Genomic DNA, 18,843 nt, shown 5'->3' on the forward strand with positions numbered 1-18,843 from the left:
AGAATTCACTAAAAATCGGACAAGCAATCGGGAACCAGGTTCCAACATAGGGTAACACTATGCCGAGTCTGTCACTCCTATTTTTCAGGCTCCTGCGCGGCCATACCCATTAAGGAGGCAACACAACGATATAGAATACAATGGGGCTTGAGTTCACAACAGAACGGATCAAAAACAGTTGCTATGAATATCGTCAGACGCAGGAGAACAGATCTCCATTAGAGCTTGACGTTGATCATCGATGGGCAGAAGAACAGGAAATCCTACGGAGATTTCCGACGCAGTTCCAAAACAGTGGCTGTATTGAACAGCCAAAAGACTTCAAAGTTCTTACCCGCTGGAAGTGGGCCGGCCTCTGGTCAAACCATGCTAAAAAGAATTCCGCTGAGAGAATAGAGCGAATTACTCGTGCAGCCTTTAGCTGGGTTCCAGAATGTTCACCTCAGAGCAGGAATACGATTTTCAAGGATCAGATTGGTGTTCTCACATGCCTTGAGGGTGTTAGGCCGGCAATGGCATCTGTGATTCTCACCTTTTGGAAGCCAGAGGAATATACGGTTATGGATGAACGAGCTTTGGCAGCGCTTGCTAATTCTGCTGATGAGAAGTATCAGTGGACGGAACACCAGAAGGCGACCCGAAAACATTACCCAACCTATGTCAAGATTTGCAAACAGATACAAGACGATCTCAACAACACCTTCAGTCTACGACAAATTGACCGTGCCCTCTGGGTACTTGGCGGAAAAATCTGAGTGGGACAGTTTAGTGAGTCTCTCACCTAACGGCTACCAGGATGCAAGTCTCTTTGTCTGAGAACTGCTACAGGGTCGGACGGACGATCTCGAGTCACCAGTAAGTACAGGGATCTCACTGACTGGTCAGGTCGTTTCGTCTACGGAGGATCGTGTTCCTGAGGCGAGGCAGATAGTGTGTGAGGTCAGTCGTTGTGAGGACGCCGACGAGGTCGCCATCGTCGGTGACCGGGAGTCGCTGGATCGAGTGCTCTTTCATCAGCATGGCCGCGGTATGGATGTCCTCTGTGCTGTCGATCGTGACGAGTGGCGTACTCAGAAACGTAGCGACACGAACGGATTCGATATCAGCCCCCGCTGCCACCTGTTGCATGATATCGGACTTAGTGACGATACCGCTGTACTCACCTGTCTCGGGATCGACCACGACTGCCGAGCCGGTATCCTGTTCCGCGAACAGTGTCGCCACATCACAGGCTGTCGTCTCCGGCGGAATCGTTCGAACTGACTTTGTCATCACATCACCGACGATCTGGCCAATCATACTACTCGTACCTCCTGAAGAGGGTTAACGCTGCGGGGTAAGCATCTGTAGTTATCGCGAGCGCGGTGTCCGAGAATCACAGTAGAGTCGGACAAGAGCTACTGATTTAGATATGTGAATTCTCCAGCAGGAGGTACTTCTTTCGGGAGTTCATCATCAAAGAGGATGCACCAGCACCCATCCAGAAAAGTTCCAGCAAACACACGCATCATAGACACGTCTTCTCTGATGGCCCGTTCCATACCCTCCCCAAACGAATAGGCCGTGAGACGGTACAGATCATCACCAGCAATGCGTGTTGACTTCAACAGAAGGAGCGTCGTGAGAGGATAGAGGTCAGATAAAAAAGAACCATTCCAAGCGAGCCGTTTGGTATTCTCAACGAGTGATCCCTGAGCTGGCTCTTCATACGCGAGAAGATCAATCAACAAAGTTCGGGTACTGATAGCGAGCAATAGAATGAACGTTGCGCCGGCAATCCACAAAGAAAGAGCCTCTGCAAGACCCGTTGGAACCTCAAAGTATACCAGACCGAGTGCTGCAAAAGTGAGCATCAAACTCACGCCAAACTCTCCAATATTATACTTTTCTGATTCCACAAACTTCCCGCTCTCAAGACCATTTCGAAGGTTCTGACTAACCAGCTCCTGCGTATGTCCTTCACCGAAATGCTTCTCGATGAGTGCTTCTGCTACCCCGTCCATTACAGTCATAAAATCATCTCGAAGCATCCGAGCACTCTCCGGTGACAGCATAACCCGAACTGGAAGATATGGAATGCCTCGAAAGAGTACGACCGACCCTATTCGGCCGACTTGCCTCGAAATTATCGAAAGTCCGTACAACGCGCTAGCCAAAAGAAAACGGGGAATTGAGATACACGCAAACCAGAATATCCCATAGAGAACTTTTCTATTCATATCCTGACGACTTCCATTTGATGAACTAAGTATTTCCACATATCGTTTGGCCAGTAAGAGGAGACCACGTCTCGTTATGGGTAGATCAGCGAAAATAGGGCTTGCTGATCAGTAGACTGAACGGGAGGAATTAATTGTCCGGGAATTGTTATTGATTCGGACTGAAGCCACTATCATCTAAGGCTTCAACCACCAATATTCAGTAACTCTTTGACTTTTTCCCTGTCTTCGTCATTTCTGATTGGGTCTCCGCTATGAACCGAATTTGAGAGTCGAATCAAGTGACCTTCTACACGTTCAAGTGTTGAGGGGGCAGGCACCCAAAAAAGAGACCAGAGGACATAACCAGGAAGATCTTCCATAACTGCTCTGAGTTCAGCAGCATCATCCCGCAATTCATAGCGTGCTTCGTCAATTCTGCTTTTCTTTCCGGCACCCGGGGAGGAAATTAGGTGGCTATATTTAATTAGATCCTTTGCGATTTTCTTCCGTACTTGTCGATATCCACGGAGTGGCCTCACGATAAAATCTTTTACGAGGGCCCCGAAAAATCCAGCAAGAACCGCGATACCGATTTCGGTAAGCATGATCCTGCTGTTTTAATCTCAGTTGTTTAAATATACCTGATTATCCAGTAGACTCGTAGTGAGTACGAACCGCAAGTTCTGTGTCCGAGAACTACCGTACTCTCGGACAGGATCAACTTCGATCATGGTCTCGAAGGAGATATTTTGCTTCCCAACTATGTCCGAGAAATCGATGAAGACTAGACTCCCTGATATACACCGGTAGATTTGGCTTATAAACCCATCGCTGAATGTATTATCGACTAATACTCTTGTTTAAGCCAAATCCGATCATAGCCTGGTGCGGTCGATATGACTGAAACAATGATGCTCCGATTCGAAGCTCCGGATTGGATGGATAAGAAGTATGTGAACGGCGAGTGGCAGCACCTCGTTGGACTAGAACAAGAAGACGAAGATGGAACGGAATACTATAAGCCGGTTCTAGTGAACGATGGGACAGAGCGCTGGTGGGTCTGGAAAGACCAACGACTCATGAGCTACGGGCCACAACTTACGACTCGAGAGCGTCAAGTTCTCTCGAAGGTCGTGGACTTCCTAAAAGAGTAATCGATGATCTAGACCGAGAAGCCTTGGTATAGAGGTGCGTCCGAGAATACGGACAGAGTCGGACAGAATTAGCCCGATCTCCCCCTTGAGGACCACCGAAAGAACTAGATTGCTGGCGTTTTTTGTCCGGAATGCAGGTAACCCGGACGCATGAATCTGCAACAGCACGAGAACCGCGACGACATGAAGGTCTGGCTTAGCCAGAACGAAGTAGAACAGTTGCTCGAGGCTGCCGACGATACCCAGCAGCGGATCGCGTTCGCACTTGGGGCGCGGTGCGGGCTCCGCTCACACGAGGTCCTCGACGTTGCGCCGGAGGATATCGTCGATACCGACGCCGGGACGATGCTCCGCGTGTGGCACGGGAAGGGAGACAAGTTCCGTGAGACGCCGGTCCCGCGAGATCTCGCGACGACTATCCGGACGGTCGACGACGTACGCGACGCACCGTCCAGCTCGTCGCTCGTCAAGATCACGAGTACGCGGTCACTCCGACGATGGGTTCGATCGGCGGCCGACCAACTGTACGACGAGACGGGAGACGCTGGGTGGGACCATCTCGGCTTCCACGATCTCCGCCGTACCTGGGCGACCGCGCTCGCCTCCGACGATGTTGATCCGCTCCTGGTCTGTGACTGGGGCGGATGGAACGACCTCGAGACCTTCCTCGAGCATTATCGGGGTAGCTACAGCCCCGAGGCGCAACAGCGAGAGCGAGGAAAAGTAGACTGGCTGTAGGAACCTCGTTCAGTCCGCGAAATCCAGCGTTGCTTGTTTGGCGTAGCCACCGATCTCCGTCCGCTTGTCACTGAATTCGTCCGGGGTCATGGCCCCACACCGCAGCTCGTAGATTCGCTCTCGGTCGGTCTCGGTGAGTTCGTCGCCATAGATGCTCTCTCTGAGATAGTAGCCGAGAGCCTCGCCGAGATACGGCGGTACCGCGTTGCCGATCTGCTTTCGAATCGAGACGAGGCCGCCGTCGAAGCGGTACGTATCGGGGAACGTCTGGAGCCTCGCGCCTTCGCGAGGGGTGAGTCCACGATCTTGGAACGGGTGAATACACCGTGCGCTCGAGGGTTTCGACATATTCGACGTGATCGCGACCGCCGGTTCGTCCGAACTGAGACGAGAGTAGGAGTTGTGATAGCCGGAGGAAGGCTGTAGCTCGTCGGGAATGGCCGTTCGGTTCCCCCCATCGGGGATGTGAGAAATCATCTCGACCATGTCATCCGAGTGGCTCGCAGCGATGTGAGCAGACAGTTCCTCGCTACCGTTTCTGAGATCCTGTTGGAGAAGCGTCTGGGGCTCTGCGTCGTACTCCGTGATCTCTTCGCCGGGACCGACCTCCGGAAGGTCACCGATCCCGTCCATTACGCCGGGCGTCCGCACTGGGTTCAACTCGAACCCGTCAAACGGATGCTCTCGGATGTCCTTTTTCGTCGCGATCGCGACAAGTCGACGTCGGTGCTGTGGGACGCCGAAGTCGGATGCTTTGACGACCCTGTGGGTCACGTCGTAGCCGATCAGATCGAACGACTTCTCGACAGCTTCGAGGAACTTCCCGTCAGCGGTATTCTGGATGCCGCGGACGTTCTCGAAGAGCGCCGCGTCGGGCTCGAGTTCGTTCACCCAGCTGATGAAGTTCGTAAAGAGATGGTTCCGATCGTCGGAGCCGTCGGGGCTTACGACTTCGGAGAACCCCTGACACGGGGGGCCACCCGCGACCAAATCAATCGTGTCCTGACCGACGAGGTCGACGATTTCATGGTTACCAACATCCCGGATATCTCTCGTGATATCGTCCGGCTTTAGACCGTCTCGGTTCTTCGCGAACGTAGACCTCGCGTCCTCGTCTACCTCGACGGCGTGTTCCAATTCAAAGCCGGCTCTCTCCAACCCGATAGAGAGCCCTCCTGCGCCGGCAAATAAATCAACGTAGGTAAGAGTCCGGTCACCCATCTAATAGAGACTGCTGCTTAACCGTATTTAATCATTCGCCCTCTCGATAGCTCTACCAAAAGTGGTATTTCGATGGAAAGTTCTTTAGCGGATGTATTATTGAAGTACACATTACGACTGTAGCTCGTTTCCAAAGGCGATACCGGAGGCGGGTTGAGTGGCAGACCTCTCGAGGGGGAGATATTAGAATGAGCGTGGACATCACGGACGACGAACAGGAAAAGATCGACGGGTTTCTCTCTGATTACTTCGACGTAGACCTCGATCAACGTCTCCTCGACTACAGTGAGGACGATAGCGAGGAGTCATCGGTCGACGAAGCCGACGAGATTGAGGAACTTGTCGATCGAACCAGGAACATCTACGACGAGCGCGGGAAAGGCTATCTAGGTCTTGCGCTCTCTTTCATCTTGTCCGTCGAGGACCTCTCGCAGGCGGATCCGTGGCTTGCGGAGTTCCAGCCGGACCTCAACTGGGAAGACGACATCCTCCCGCGGTACGAACAGAAGGGCGTTGATTATCGGACCGGCCGTAACCTCGACACCCTCTCGCTCCGGTACAACGATCATGAGGTCGGAATTCGGGGATGTATCAACGACATCGGTGACTTCTTCCACCAGACAATGAGCCGGACGAACTTTCCGAACGCTCCGGGCCACTACACCGGCAACTGGAAAGACCACATCGAGGTCCTCGAGTCGTCGTTTGCCCTCTCGAGAGCAGGACGCCGAGAAGCAGCGGAGCGAATCATCGAGCTAGGGCTCGATCGCCTGCAGTCGAAGGACTACCCGAGACGGGAGCCCGCGTTCTCACAGCCGTTCCTCGAGATCCTCAACGACTACGAGCGAAAAGACGACAACGAGATGGGCGGGCTGGCTTACCAGGCGATGGTGTACGGCTACGCGACGGCCGAGTGGACGCATCTATCACTCCGAGCGAGTAGCGTCCGAACGGGATCCTCACGACAGCATCGGTTCGGGGACATCGACGGCTATCATGGCCCGGACCTCATGATCTCGGTCGAAGCGAAGGACCGAGTCATCGACGAGTCGAATATCGACACCGAACTCGGTACTATGATGAAGTTAGCCGAGCGGTCGACTACGATCTCGATCGCTGTCTGTCGGGAGGTCAAAGCAGACGCTCGAGAAACCCTACAGGAGGAGGGCGTGAAGGTCATCACTGATACGGACCTCCGAATTCAACTCCGAACCTGGGACTACCACAAACAGAATGTCGCGCTTCAGGGGATGGTTCACTTCCTCGAGCATATCGAAGAGAACCCGACGGCAACACGGCGACTGCTACGGTTCGTAGAAGATATTGATCCGAATAATTCTGCGTTGGCTCATCTCGACAGCGAAAACTAATCTCTACTCATTTTCATCTGAATCCAGTCTCCTCTCTGCGATTCTCGGAGTTATCTCATAATCGGTTTCCGAACCTAACATGCTAATCGATACTACTGTGTCTTCTTCGATAACGTACTCATAAAGAGTTTCAACAGAACCCATGGTATGAAGGTGTACAAAATCTGCATAGGTCCCATCTCCTCTCTTTATTTTCCTAAATAGTCTCTCTTCATCTGGTTTTGTTCTTTCTACGTCAATATTGAGATCAACATTGTAGAGTTCACCCCGTTCATTTGTGCAAAGGTAGTATGACACCCCAAGCGATTCCATAAACAATTCATCGGGATTCTTTCGGTCAACAGACGAATCCTCAATTCCCATATATATGAGCGCAAGCGTCGTTGCAATGTGATCGACTTCCTGTTTGAGTAAATCATCGAATATTAACTCTCTGTCTTTTTCGCCAATATTATCAAATACAAATGACAAGTCTTCAAACGATTGTTTCACTTTTTCTCTTATTCTGTATTTAGCGTCTCTTTCTGCGCTTCGCGTCAAGTCAGAGTCGCCACTTAATACCTCTTCATCTCTAGCTGTAAGTATACCCGTATTCCGTCGATTGCTCCCATTATCTTTATTAGTCATCGGTATCACTCCAGACGTCTGTACTAACACAGACGAAGACTTATTACATAAATCTACGTAATAGTAGTTAGAACAGATGTAACTCAAGAAGGGATAGCCTAAACAGGTTGAATCGCCCTGTGCAGCACCCAACCGGCTGCCACACAGGACGGGTGCTGCCCAGGTCGTAGAAATCACCTTACGGATCGGGTTTGCAGAACCGCAAGGCGATCTATTGCGAGTGGACCTTGTATTCCACTCATTATAGATTTTGCCCCTCGCGGTAGATCCGCGAGCGACTGGAATGGTCGCAGATCCAGAAAAATGGGTCGACAACACGTAGAACGAGTAATCCGCCTCCTGAAAGGAGGCAAAGACTGTAGTGGAGAGATGATCGAGATCGCACATGGGTTCCTTCGTGAAGGGATCGGTCCCGCTCACGAAGGAATCAAATCCAGTGATACTGAGGCAGAACTCAGTTTATTACTGACTTATGATCCAAAAACCTCACTAGATCATCTGCAAGAAGTCGGGCTCATAGAGTCTGACCCAGAAGAAGCCGATGATCTGCGTACTTTCGCTATCGCAGAATGGTTAGGAACCGATGGCGAAATCATCAATGGAGAGGTAGAAGATACGGCGGAAGACGCTCTTGAGGCACTTATCGACCACATGCACGCTACTGATGCCAGCGATTCGCCTGCAATTGCAGATGGTGGCGTGACTCATCGAGGTGTTCTCAAAGATGAGTTCGGCATTGAGCCGGCGAGAATAGAAAACCGACTCCGAACCGGCGATCCGGTCAAAACACTTCGAACCGCTGTTTCAGCAATCCAGGAACATCCAGGTCTCGCTACGCGAGGAGACTACGGGATGATAACTTTCCGGTATGAGGCGTACCGCTATACACTTACAAGTGAGGCGGTCAATCTCTATCGGATATAGGCGCTGAAACAAACCTATGGCCTTATTCTCGTAGTATTTTAGGCGACGGTTTCGGTCGATTCTCGACATCGAGTTCTCCATCGAGATATTCCTGTCCCTCACATGTGATTTCGTACATGTGACTATCCTCAAAGAGTGGGGCAACCAGTCCTACCTGAGAAAGCAGTTGACAACGCTCCTTGACCCGCCCACGCGATGCGGTGAGATTGACTGCTCGAGACATATGCCGCGGTGTCGACCACGGATCTTCCGAGAGATGCTCAAGGATCCGTTCGTCGAGCGTACACATCCAGCGGGCGGGTTTTCGGTTCGTCACGATTCAGAGGTTTCGCTTGCAGTGGGGCCGTCTCTCGAGCCGTTTCCATTGAGGTAGACCTCGTTTTCGGCGTCGTACTCCTCGTCGAGATATGCTTCGCCACGTTCAGTGATCGTGTAAACCCCATTTCCGAGAGGAGTGAGAAGACCATGCTCTGCAAGCTTCTTGCATCTCCGGGATACTGATGATTGAGAGATTCTAATCCCGTCTCGGTCGGTGAGATCTCCTACTCGTCCTGCATCCTCGTCTCGAATGATCTCCAGAATACGATCGTCCCAGATAGTCATCCATGTCCCAGATTGTCTCATTAAGATCCAAAAACGTATCTATGGCCCTAATGATACGGAATATACTGCTAAAAACATAATTAGGCACCGATGACTAACCGTTGCATTTATGCAAGACTAGACTAACAGTGGCTGTACGGAGCTACCAACTCGGCTGAAGATGACTCTTGTTGGTATGTGAGACCGGGCGGCGTTGGCGCGCCGCCCAGAAGGTAGCTCCGGTGATCTGGAATGAATCTCGGAACTTCCGTGGGGCATGCACCCCACGCACGGCAAGAGGCATCGCCCTCCAAAAGGTCTGACGCTCGGTGCGCCTGCGGTGCTCGAGCGGACGGCTACGACGCCGGCAGCAACGAGCCGGTTTGTCAGTCCTGTGCGCACCTCCGCACCGACGGTGGACCTACGTCGGGCTCGCCGGAGGCACGGCGCCAAGCGGATGCACTCAAGACGATCGCCAGTGAACTGCGGTATCAGAACGCCGTTCTCACCGAGGTTATCGGCACCCTCGGTGCAATCCACGGCCAGGAGATGCGTTCGGCGACGTCGATCAACACTGCGATCGACGATCACCTGACCACTCGCGACGTGCAGGGGGTGAGCCGATGAACGGACGCAGCCCCTACACCTGCGATACGCCGGGCTGCACCAACTGGAAGGAAGTCTTCACGCCCGACGGCTACGTCTGTGAGGACTGCGCGGACGAACTCGCGGAGGACTACGAAGCCGAGCCCGAGCTAGTGGCCGACGGCGGCATCGCCTGGGGCGACCTCACCGGCTTCCAGCGAGACATCCTCGAGACGATCGCTGGGTTTGAGTCGGTCGGGATGGATCCCTACGGGCTCGCGATCGAAGAAGACCTCGAGGAGTACTACGGCGAGATCGGCCACAGCCGACTATACCAGAACCTCGACAGCCTGACCGATGCCGGATTCATCGATCGCGGCGAACTCGACGGGCGGACAAACAGCTACACGCTGACGGCCGAAGCCGAGGCGCTGCTCGAGGAGAGCGTTCATCGACGCGCGGACGCCTGTGGGATCGAGATCGCTGCGACCGACGGAGGTGACGAGACGTGATCGAAGTCACGGAACTCTCCGACGAGGAGATTGAGGCCGTCGTCAACACGCGTGGCTTCCAGAAGATGCTCGCCTACCGGCGGCTTTCCGACGGAATCGACGTACTCGAGGATGAAGACCAGATCTTCGAGTCGATGGTCGCCTCGATCACGAAACAGCACTCGCAGGTTCGCTCGGAGGAAAGCACGCGCGAGTTCTTCCGGCTATTCCGTGATGAGGTCGCGACGTTCACTGAAGGACTCGCCGACGAGGAACACAGCGCCAACCGGAGCGACCTTGAGGACCTGATCGTCGACGACGGCGATCGCGACGAGAGGGAGGTGAACGATGAGCGACGACCCTGAGGCGGTCACCTGCCGGACCTGCGGAGGGTCTGCTCGGCGGATCGCGTGGGGCGCAACGGAGGCGTCCTGCTACCGCTGTACCGAGTATCATGCCGGCGAGCACATCGTCCGTACCAAAGACGGCAGGGAACTCCGACGAGGCGGTGTCTTCCGCTGGCTCCGGAACTACGCCACACGGAGGGCCAGCGCATGAACGACCAGACTCAGTGTCGAGAGTGTGGCCAAGATCTCGATGCCGGCTACCTCTGCGATGACTGCGATACCGTGGAGGTACTCGAGTCATGATCCGCGATGAGTACCTGCGGCGTCTCCTCGACGCAGCTCACGTCGACTTGTACCTATCCGCCGTTGACGGGGCTCGTATCTACTGGCCATGGCGGATGCAGCCTGTCCACGAAGCGAGCGAGCGCCATCGCAACGCCTGTGAGAGCTACGTCGTCGACTCATCGTTCAAGGACGAGTCGATCACCAACGAGGACGCACTCGATACGGCGTACGCGATGGACGCAGAGATGGTCGTTCTCGCCGATGTCTGGCACGACAAGGACGAGACGGTCACTGCAATCCTCGAGGGTATCGAACTCTACGACGACCACTCCTACGACGGGAAGGTGATTGCTCCGCTCCAACCGCCACACGACGAGTGTTTTCTCGAACTCGAGGGACAGGTCGACGTGTACGCTGTCGGCGGTGTGAAAGACGCCGGCGATGAAACGCGGATCGAGGCCGCACGGTGCGTTCGAGATGTCGCTGGTTCCGATATTCACCTACATGGACTCGGATACGGCGCAACGGATGGGATAGTCGACGCGATCCGAGCGGATCCTGAACTGCTCGATTCGATCGACTACTCGACGCCGATCCAAAGCGCCAACGGGACCGATGTCGCTCCAGGGAAAGAGCGGATGTCGGTCGTCGCCGCACGCGCCGCCGCTCAACTCGTCGAGGATCTGCGGAAGTTCTCGCCCTACGCGGAACAACCACAGCCGGAGGACCTTCGTGGTGAAGGCCAGTCCAGTCTCGACGAGGTAGCCGTTCGAACCGATGGAGGTGACCGATGAACGACGATCTCGAGCCGATCTCACCACGCGAAGCGGTCGACCTCTACGTCTCTCACCGTGAACTCGAGGTGAGCGAGAAGACGCTCCAGAATCACAAGTACCGGCTCGACGCTTTCGTCGAGTGGTGCAACGAGGTCGGGATCGACAACCTCAACGATCTCACCGGTCGGCATCTCCACCAATACCGGGTGTGGCGACAGGAGGACGTAAACATCGTCACGCTCCGCGGGCAGCTCGCGACGCTCCGCGTCTTCCTCGAGTTCTGTGCCTCGATCGACGCCGTCGAACCGGGGATGCGCGAGCGGGTGAAACTGCCGGACGTCGACCGCGGTGACGAAGCGCGCGACGAGATGCTCGAAGCCGATCGTGGCCACAAGATCATCGGCTACCTCGAGCGGTACAAGCGCGCGAGTCGCGACCACGTCATCATGGCGATCCTCTGGCACACGGGGATCCGCCTCGGGAGCCTTCGCGCGGTCGACCTCGAGGACTACGAGCCCGACGAGCAGTGCTTTTGGTTGCGGCACCGGCCCGACACGGGCACGCCGCTCAAGAATCAGGGGCCAGCCGAGCGGGCGATGGCGCTCGACGACTACTACTGCGATGTCCTCGACGAGTACATCCGTTTCCACCGCCACGATGTCGTGGACGAACACGGCCGCGAGCCGCTCGTCACGAGCGACCAGGGCCGGCTGAGTTCCGGACAGATTCGCTCGGAGGTGTACCGGCTTACGCAGCCCTGTATGGTCGGGGAGTGTCCTCACGACCGCGATCCGGCGGACTGCGAAGCCACGGGATACGGTCACTACTACGACTGCCCGAGCAGTCTCTCGCCGCACACGATTCGGCGCGGGGCGATCACGTACCAGCTCCGCGAGGACATTCCCGAGAAGATCGTCAGCGATCGGTGCGACGTGTCCTCGGAAGTCCTCGATCGCCACTACGACCGCCGTACAGACCGTGAGAAGATGGAACAGCGACGCGACTTTATCGAAGACCTATAACCGGAACATGACTCTCACACAAGCAGCTGTCAGCACTGTCGTATCGATAGTCATCAGAATACCCTTAGGGAACGGAATTCGGAAAGTAGAGGGCCTGAAGCGCCAAATTTCGAATGGACTCGCCGGGATTTGAACCCGGGGCCTCTCCCATGCCAAGGGAGTGATCTACCTCTGATCTACGAGCCCTCGTGTGCATCCCACAGTTTCCGTCGGGCATAGATAAACCCCTCGAATTTCTCGAGTCCCCGTTACGGTCCCTCATTCCGGTCGCGGGCTGCCCATCTCTGTGCCCACGGTTCCGTCGCAAATCGTGTGGGTGGTGATCGCTGGACGACCGCGCCGCGCGATTTTGGTCGTCGACATTGAGCGGCCGCGTGGCCGGTCGCGGGTTGGGAACGTTTTTGCGCGTCTATCGACCATCTCCGACGATGGCTGGGGATCAGGAGCGGAGTCGAGACCGAACGAAAAGCGGCGATGCATCCGTTCGTCGCGCCGACGTTCGCGATACCTACGACCGGATCGCGACCCATTTCGCGTCAACGCGGGAGTACGGCTGGCCCGAGGTTGAGTCGTTCGTTGCGACGCACGCGCCCGACCGCGCTGCCGGCGTCGGACTGGACCTGGGCTGTGGCAACTGTCGCCACGCCGAACTGCTCGCCGCTCGCCTCGAGTCCGTCGTCGGACTCGACGTCAGCCGCGGCTTGCTCCGAACGGGCCGCGAACGGGCCCTCGAGCGCGGGTTTGCCGTCGATTTGATACAGGGCGACGCGGCAGCGCTGCCGTTGTCGGCCGACGCCGTCGATGTTGCGGTTTACGTCGCGACGCTGCACCACCTCCCGACGCAGGGAGCCCGTCGAGACAGTTTGGACGAACTCGCGCGGGTGCTCTCGCCCGACGGCCGGGGGCTGGTCAGCGCCTGGTCGACTGCTCACGATCGGTTCGACGAGACCGACGGGTTCGATACGACGGTCGAGTGGACTCTCCCTGGCGGCGAGCCGGTCGGGCGGTTCTATCACATCTACGCACCCGACGAGTTCGAGGCCGACCTCGTCGCCAGTGACCTCGAGCTGCTGGAGTGGGAGCTCTCGAGCGGGAACTGTTACGCGACGGTGGCGGGGGCGGCGGCGAGCGAGTGAGTGGGATCGTTCGACGGCGAAACGACGGCCGGTGGCAATTCGCTTGCGGGCGGTCAGGGTGAAAAGGAAGAGCCTTAAACGTGGAACGAAAACTCGGGAGTGCGCGCGGATGGTCTAGTGGCAGGACCTGAGCCTTCCAAGCTCATGGCCCGGGTTCAAATCCCGGTCCGCGCATCACCGTTCTCCGCATCGTCAGCGTCCATTCGAGCGGAGACTATCTCAGTGCAGTAAGCCAGCGACCCACGAACAGGCTTCACGCGAAACTGGACGAAACGTGGTTCGTTGCTTCCGGGTTTCCTCACGTAGACAGTACGCGGTCCATCGACCTATGAGTGAAGAAACCGAGAACATCGTCCTCGTACCCGAACCGTCAGCGAAACACCTCAATCCTCGACAGCGCGTTTCCTACCGAGACCACCGGAGCAAGCTCGTCGACTGGATGCTCTCCGAGGGAAAAGATCCGAAGCGATCGATCGGCTACGCCCGTTCGACGACTCGTCAACGAGCGTACCGCCTCGACACGCTTTACCGAAAAACGTGGAAGGCAGAGAACCGATACACGGAGAACATCACCTCCACGCATGCGGACGCCTGGATGGAAGAGTTAGCGGAGACAGATTACTCTCAGAGCTACAAACACTGCTGTCAGAAAGCGGTGCAGACACTGTTCAAATGGAAACGACACGAGTTCGGTAACTCGATCGAATGGGAACCGAAACTATCGTTCGCATCGCGATCGCTACACAACCCGCGCGATTTCCTCACGCGTAACGAGCGGGAGCGCGTTCGGGAGGCCGCGCTCGAATACAGAGGTATTCCCGATTACGACGCCATCACGCCGGACGAGCGCGAGCACTGGTGGCGGTACCTCGCACAGCGATTGGGAAAGCCAAAGGAAGACGTGACGGTAGACGACTGGGAAGCCACGAACGGTTGGAAGATCCCGTCGCTACTGTGGACGACGCTGGACGTCGGACTGCGACCGATCGAAGTGCGGCGAGCGACGACGTCGTGGATAGACACGACGAACAGCGTAGTGCGGATTCCGAAGGAAGACTCGGCGAAGAACACGGATCACTGGCGGTGTAGCTTGTCGGATCGAACGGTGATAGCGGTCGAACGGTGGCTCGAAGAACGGAACTGTCGGGAGAAATACGAGAACACCGAGCAACTCTGGCTCACCCGGTTCGAAAACCCGTATTCGACCGGATCACTGAACCGAATATTTCGAGAGATCTGTGCGGAAGCCGGAATCGCAGTGGAGGACCGCGACTTGACGTGGTACTCGATGCGTCACAGCGTCGGGACGTACATGGCGAACGAATTGACGGTGAAAGCGGCCGCAGCACAGTTACGCCATCGATCGATCAGATCCACGTTGCGGTACGATCGAGCGCCGATCGAGGAGCGAAAGGCGGCACTCGAGCAGATGGAGTGATTACCCCTTCTGCTGCCGTTGTTCTACTGCGACGACCACGTGTTTGTACACCGCCCACTGAACGCCCTCGACGATCACAGTCGTGCTTGGCTAACGCAGAGACTACCGGACCCGATTACATGAAAAATCTCTGCGATACGATCACCGAACATGATGGGGTGCCATCGTGTGACGGGCGACTCCTCGGCGTTTGAGTGATGGCTGCTCCCCATCACGCTCATCTCGATCGAGAAGATTTTCTCCGATTTGAGTCTCGTCTTGGAAGTGTACGCCCGGAATATCTCGGTCCCATCACGACTCCGATCGCCGCGGACAGCTCGGCCATTTCGAACGGGAGACAGTGGTGGATGCTGAACCCGTAGAGACCCCTTCGATGTGGGACTCCGAGAGCGAGTACCGTCGTTGAACGAACTGCGCCACCGCGTCATCGACCGTAACACGTGGGGAGCGGTTATGTTATGTTGTGACGTACTGTATGTATGTCGACTAAGAGAGCATCTCCTCTGGCTGATCTGAGAGAAATCTTCTGGCGCCGTCACTCCAATCCGAAAAGCGGGTGGAGCCGGACCCTGTTGTTGCCCGCCATTCTCACCGGAATCTATCATCGGAACTGGCGGCTCGTAATCGGCGCTGTCGTGTTCGCGGTCCTCAATCCGCTCCTGTTCGCTCCGCCGGAGAACGACGACGCGTGGATGACTCGGGTCGTGCTGACGGAGCAGTGGTGGACCGACGAGATGAATCGCGGGGTCCTCAGTGCGTCGTATCCGAACGTGCTCAACCTACTCAACGTTCCCTTGTCGGCCTACGCTCTCGTCGCTGCGTACCGCCGACAACCGTACCGAGCAATTGTCGCCGGCGTGCTTTCGATGGGACTCAAGTTCTTGTTTGTCGGTGCCCTCGTCCGGCGGTACGATGCTCGTTAGCTCACGCTTTGCCCTGTGAATCGCGTCGTTTTCGTTTTCCAACAAAATACTTTCTTTGCTCGTACGGTGGTCTCGATTCGACGAACTGCGAGTTGCTGACGATTCTCCTCGATGGGCCGCCATATCGTGACGGAATTCAGGACCGAGTCGGCGTTTCGCGCGCCGGCACTGTCTAGTTTAGTACCTCCGCTGACGGTTGGTTGTTGAGTGGCTGGTGGGGTCGCTGTGTGTTATGAGCGGGCAGATTGTTCAAACGTTTCTCTGCCGGTCTCTCGACTGTCGGCTTATGTAATTTCGTATCAAACGTCCTCCGACAGATTAATAACAACTGTCTGTCACAGAAGCTTGTATACGAATCTTCCATACGGTGTATAGAATATGAAGGCGTCCGGATCTCATCGATTCTGATTAAATTTCTATGGCTTCTTCACCACACCGGTTTGCTTTGCTTGTTGCTATCTTTGGTGTCGTCTCCGGCTTACTCGTATACACGACGGGTGGGACTGTTTGTACTGCTCATTGGACAGAATGTGTGGCGGCAGACAAATATCCTCTCCGTACGTTCTTTCTTCCGATAGTCGTCGTCATAGGGTATGTCCTCTTTCGTATCTCCGAAGCGCTCTGATCTGTACTCCCGACAACCGAGCACATCTCTCACTCTTCCCTGACAACTTGACTTCCCTTTTCAAGGACGGTGCATTGGAGTCCAGATATCGGCTCACGGTGGCATCCACCCTGGCGCGAAACAGTAGATATCTTCAGATGGTTTTATTTCAACTGCCAGCACCGGGCGGGCGACGACGACTGCCGAAATCGGCAAGCCAACCGCCAACTCGTGCACCAGCAGTGCCGATGAGCGCGGCTAATCCGAACGCGAACACGGTAACTACAGCCGCGAAACCAATCAGGAATATAAGTCCAATAGCGATGAACCACAAAGGACCATCCAGACCGCCCGAAGCGGCGAGGAGGTCAACGATCAACCAGACCGCCGGCAGTCCGCCGATGATCCCAACGCGGACGCCGACATCGCTACTCGTCCCAGTCTTACGCTTGGCTAGAAACCCGGCGAGGATCCCACCGAAGAACACTGCACCGAGCGATATTTTGGATCCCGTCTGCCAGTAACTGGTGGCCGTGAACGGGAGCGAAGCGAGACCGCCAAGGAGTGCATACTGCCATGCTTCGTCCAATCTTTCCGAAAGCGAATTAACTTGTGTCATGATTGTAAGTGCTTTTGCTTGACGTTTAGTGTTTTGCATTTCGAGACAGAGACAGCGTCGGCGAGTCGGTCCAAGATCACGGTTACGGATGATATCGCTCACGATGGATTTCTTCGCGTTTGTCACCGTCCGTCAGCGTTACGACGACTTCATCGCCCTCTGGTTCGATGCCGACGGTGAGGTGCGTCACATTTTCTGCGGGTTCGACCGATGTTTCGTCACCTCGGACTGTCGAGGCGACAGTGATTCGATCGCCTGTCTGCCGGCCTGTGAACTCGATCCGAGCAACCGCGTCGAATACTGCGTTGTCGGGTTGACCATCGAACACAACCCCATCCACGACCCGGTCAGATGGCGGATACTGCTCCCGGTGGACAAGACGAGTTTCGCCGTCGATCGTCGCTGTTACGACCACTTCGTCACCGTCGGGATCAAGCGAGATGTCGAAGTAATCGATCACGTCTGGCGTGCTCGACGACCTAGAGGAGTAAGCAGTCTCCGCCTTGACGGTGACGCTATCGGCTACCGGCGAGTCGACGAAGTGAACGCGAGCTCGGTCTGCCTCAATGTCAAACGTGACTTCCTCGACGACACGTGTAGCGAACGACGACGGCTCAGTGGACTCATCAGTTGATTCCTTGGATTCATCGCTCGCTCTGATCGCCCGTGCGAGGATTGTCCACTCGCCATCAACCGTAACAGTCACAGCGCTGTATTCGGTAGTTACACCGTTCTCGTCCGTCACCGTCACGTCAACGACCGCCGTCCGCTCGCCGTCGATCGCATCGGCAACTGCGTCGCGTTCGACGCTCATCGCCTGCAAGACTGGGGCCGAAAGGATAGTCTCGATCGTGATGTCCCGGTCGACGGTCTCAGTCTCAATCTCGGAAACCGAGTCGTCTTCCAGTAGCCATTCCTCGGCGTTCTCGTCCTCGAGGTTGTTCGGATGGAAGGGATGGACGGGATGGAAGTGCGTACCGACTTCGGCCGGGTCATCCGCTTCCACGCTGGCCTTGATGTACTGTCGGAGCGTCTCCTCGGGCGTCTCGTGCACGTCGTCAGATGAAGTTTGTTCCTCACTGTCGGGACCAGATTCGTTGCTCGGCTCATCTGCGTCCTGATCGTTGTTTTTCGCAGCGTCGCTGAGACAGCCGCCAAGGGAGGCACTGGCCGCGATCGCTAATCCACTGAAGCACCGTCGTCTCGTCATGCGAGGAGTCATTCCGTTTCGGGATTAGGACCGTTCATTGATCAATCGAAGAGCACAGTCTCTGTGCCAGAAACACTGTTGAAGAACCGGTACTCGTGGTTCATCGACATGGTACGGACACGGAAGTTCTGGATCTGCTTGAATCCGTTCTTAATCCCCCACCGATGCTTATACTTCCTGATCACCCGCGCCGCCATGTGTGTCTTCTCTATCCCGGATATTTTGTCACTGTCCTCCCCTGCATCGTCGGGAAATTCGAGATCAGGGTAATTCGTCTCAAACAACAGATACAGTTCCTTGTCTTCCTCACTTCCCGGCAGTTCTTGTTCGTCTTCCTCTTCACGAACTTCTTCAATCACGTCACCGAACATCTGCCCAACGTTTTCCGTATCCGCATCAGTCGCTTCTGCGAAATCACGGAGTAACTCCTGACGAAGCACATCCGCTTCGTCGCACTCACCATCCTCTATCGCGTCATTCGTCCGCTCAGTTGATGTTTGGATCGCCGTGTAAGATACAGAGCGCAGATCTCACACGGAAGATTCGCCCAAAACGGTCTGTTCGGATCGCGCACTGTAGTTCCCTGTCTT

The 18,843-nt window shown here is 55.6% G+C and carries 21 protein-coding genes and 2 tRNA genes; 13 read left to right on the plus strand and 10 right to left on the minus strand.

The annotated features are described in order from the left end of the window. The first annotated feature begins 140 nt into the window (after positions 1-140). A complete protein-coding gene (locus tag NKH51_RS00935; protein WP_254763370.1) occupies positions 141-755 on the plus strand; it encodes a hypothetical protein in 615 nt (204 codons plus the stop codon). A 115-nt stretch (positions 756-870) separates the two neighbouring features. Here the strand turns inward: NKH51_RS00935 and NKH51_RS00940 are convergent, their stop codons facing one another. The 3 genes from NKH51_RS00940 to NKH51_RS00950 all read right to left on the minus strand — a co-directional run bounded on the left by NKH51_RS00940 (position 871) and on the right by NKH51_RS00950 (position 2,806). Then, a complete protein-coding gene (locus tag NKH51_RS00940; protein ID WP_254763371.1) occupies positions 871-1,272 on the minus strand; it encodes a CBS domain-containing protein in 402 nt (133 codons plus the stop codon). Positions 1,273-1,397: 125 nt separating this feature from the next. Then, positions 1,398-2,012, minus strand: coding sequence for a hypothetical protein (locus NKH51_RS00945; RefSeq protein ID WP_254763372.1), 615 nt, complete (start codon positions 2,010-2,012; stop codon positions 1,398-1,400). 392 nt (positions 2,013-2,404) lie between these two features. Further along, the gene (locus NKH51_RS00950) at positions 2,405-2,806 is read right to left on the minus strand and encodes a hypothetical protein (protein WP_254763373.1); all 402 of its coding nucleotides are present in this window, start codon (positions 2,804-2,806) and stop codon (positions 2,405-2,407) included. Positions 2,807-3,097: 291 nt separating this feature from the next. Between NKH51_RS00950 and NKH51_RS00955 the strand changes: the two genes are divergently transcribed. Next, positions 3,098-3,355, plus strand: a complete 258-nt coding sequence (locus NKH51_RS00955; RefSeq protein ID WP_254763374.1) for a hypothetical protein — start codon at positions 3,098-3,100, stop codon at positions 3,353-3,355. A gap of 150 nt (positions 3,356-3,505) precedes the next feature. Next, positions 3,506-4,093, plus strand: coding sequence for a tyrosine-type recombinase/integrase (locus NKH51_RS00960; protein ID WP_254763375.1), 588 nt, complete (start codon positions 3,506-3,508; stop codon positions 4,091-4,093). Between the two features lie 9 nt (positions 4,094-4,102). Here the strand turns inward: NKH51_RS00960 and NKH51_RS00965 are convergent, their stop codons facing one another. After that, positions 4,103-5,314 carry a DNA cytosine methyltransferase gene (locus NKH51_RS00965; RefSeq protein WP_254763376.1) on the minus strand — a complete coding sequence of 404 codons (1,212 nt, stop codon included), beginning with the start codon at positions 5,312-5,314 and terminating at the stop codon, positions 4,103-4,105. 188 nt (positions 5,315-5,502) lie between these two features. Here NKH51_RS00965 and NKH51_RS00970 point away from each other — a divergent pair, with 188 nt between their 5' ends. Then, positions 5,503-6,684, plus strand: coding sequence for a hypothetical protein (locus tag NKH51_RS00970; RefSeq protein ID WP_254763377.1), 1,182 nt, complete (start codon positions 5,503-5,505; stop codon positions 6,682-6,684). A gap of 3 nt (positions 6,685-6,687) precedes the next feature. Here NKH51_RS00970 and NKH51_RS00975 read toward each other — a convergent pair whose 3' ends face one another. Then, positions 6,688-7,311, minus strand: a complete 624-nt coding sequence (locus NKH51_RS00975) for a DUF8102 family protein (protein ID WP_254763378.1) — start codon at positions 7,309-7,311, stop codon at positions 6,688-6,690. Positions 7,312-7,680: 369 nt separating this feature from the next. Here NKH51_RS00975 and NKH51_RS00980 point away from each other — a divergent pair, with 369 nt between their 5' ends. Further along, the gene (locus NKH51_RS00980) at positions 7,681-8,235 is read left to right on the plus strand and encodes a hypothetical protein (protein WP_254763379.1); all 555 of its coding nucleotides are present in this window, start codon (positions 7,681-7,683) and stop codon (positions 8,233-8,235) included. A 312-nt stretch (positions 8,236-8,547) separates the two neighbouring features. Here the strand turns inward: NKH51_RS00980 and NKH51_RS00985 are convergent, their stop codons facing one another. After that, on the minus strand, positions 8,548-8,859 hold the full coding sequence (locus tag NKH51_RS00985) for a helix-turn-helix domain-containing protein (RefSeq protein WP_254763380.1): 312 nt from the start codon (positions 8,857-8,859) through the stop codon (positions 8,548-8,550). A gap of 581 nt (positions 8,860-9,440) precedes the next feature. Here NKH51_RS00985 and NKH51_RS00990 point away from each other — a divergent pair. The 4 genes from NKH51_RS00990 to NKH51_RS01005 all read left to right on the plus strand — a co-directional run bounded on the left by NKH51_RS00990 (position 9,441) and on the right by NKH51_RS01005 (position 12,323). Next, a complete protein-coding gene (locus NKH51_RS00990; RefSeq protein WP_254763381.1) occupies positions 9,441-9,914 on the plus strand; it encodes a helix-turn-helix transcriptional regulator in 474 nt (157 codons plus the stop codon). After that, complete coding sequence (locus tag NKH51_RS00995) at positions 9,911-10,258, plus strand: hypothetical protein (RefSeq protein ID WP_254763382.1); 348 nt, start codon at positions 9,911-9,913, stop codon at positions 10,256-10,258. The genes NKH51_RS00990 and NKH51_RS00995 overlap by 4 nt, the downstream gene beginning before the upstream one ends. A 380-nt stretch (positions 10,259-10,638) precedes the next feature. Next, positions 10,639-11,319 carry a hypothetical protein gene (locus NKH51_RS01000; RefSeq protein ID WP_254763383.1) on the plus strand — a complete coding sequence of 227 codons (681 nt, stop codon included), beginning with the start codon at positions 10,639-10,641 and terminating at the stop codon, positions 11,317-11,319. After that, on the plus strand, positions 11,316-12,323 hold the full coding sequence (locus NKH51_RS01005; RefSeq protein WP_254763384.1) for a tyrosine-type recombinase/integrase: 1,008 nt from the start codon (positions 11,316-11,318) through the stop codon (positions 12,321-12,323). Before NKH51_RS01000 ends, NKH51_RS01005 begins: the two co-directional genes overlap by 4 nt. 114 nt (positions 12,324-12,437) lie before the next feature. Here NKH51_RS01005 and NKH51_RS01010 read toward each other — a convergent pair. Next, a tRNA-Ala gene (locus tag NKH51_RS01010) sits at positions 12,438-12,509 on the minus strand. Positions 12,510-12,751: 242 nt separating this feature from the next. Here NKH51_RS01010 and NKH51_RS01015 point away from each other — a divergent pair. From NKH51_RS01015 to NKH51_RS01030, 4 genes are all read left to right on the plus strand, one after another. Further along, positions 12,752-13,459 carry a class I SAM-dependent methyltransferase gene (locus NKH51_RS01015; RefSeq protein ID WP_254763385.1) on the plus strand — a complete coding sequence of 236 codons (708 nt, stop codon included), beginning with the start codon at positions 12,752-12,754 and terminating at the stop codon, positions 13,457-13,459. Positions 13,460-13,562: 103 nt separating this feature from the next. Then, positions 13,563-13,633, plus strand: a tRNA-Gly gene (locus NKH51_RS01020). Positions 13,634-13,733: 100 nt separating this feature from the next. Further along, positions 13,734-14,897 (plus strand): tyrosine-type recombinase/integrase, encoded by a 1,164-nt coding sequence (locus NKH51_RS01025; protein WP_254763386.1) that lies wholly within the window; start codon positions 13,734-13,736, stop codon positions 14,895-14,897. A 479-nt stretch (positions 14,898-15,376) separates the two neighbouring features. Continuing rightward, on the plus strand, positions 15,377-15,820 hold the full coding sequence (locus NKH51_RS01030; RefSeq protein ID WP_254763387.1) for a DUF6653 family protein: 444 nt from the start codon (positions 15,377-15,379) through the stop codon (positions 15,818-15,820). 773 nt (positions 15,821-16,593) lie between these two features. On the opposite strand, the gene NKH51_RS01035 is transcribed toward NKH51_RS01030, so the two are convergent. From NKH51_RS01035 to NKH51_RS01045, 3 genes are all read right to left on the minus strand, one after another. Continuing rightward, positions 16,594-17,043, minus strand: coding sequence for a DUF5518 domain-containing protein (locus tag NKH51_RS01035; protein ID WP_254763388.1), 450 nt, complete (start codon positions 17,041-17,043; stop codon positions 16,594-16,596). Between the two features lie 82 nt (positions 17,044-17,125). Beyond that, positions 17,126-18,253 (minus strand): hypothetical protein, encoded by a 1,128-nt coding sequence (locus NKH51_RS01040; protein ID WP_254763389.1) that lies wholly within the window; start codon positions 18,251-18,253, stop codon positions 17,126-17,128. Between the two features lie 41 nt (positions 18,254-18,294). Further along, a complete protein-coding gene (locus NKH51_RS01045) occupies positions 18,295-18,693 on the minus strand; it encodes a hypothetical protein (RefSeq protein ID WP_254763390.1) in 399 nt (132 codons plus the stop codon). Positions 18,694-18,843 lie beyond the last annotated feature (150 nt).

It is taken from the genome of Natrinema marinum (assembly GCF_024296685.1).
GTDB classification, from domain to species: domain Archaea; phylum Halobacteriota; class Halobacteria; order Halobacteriales; family Natrialbaceae; genus Natrinema; species Natrinema marinum.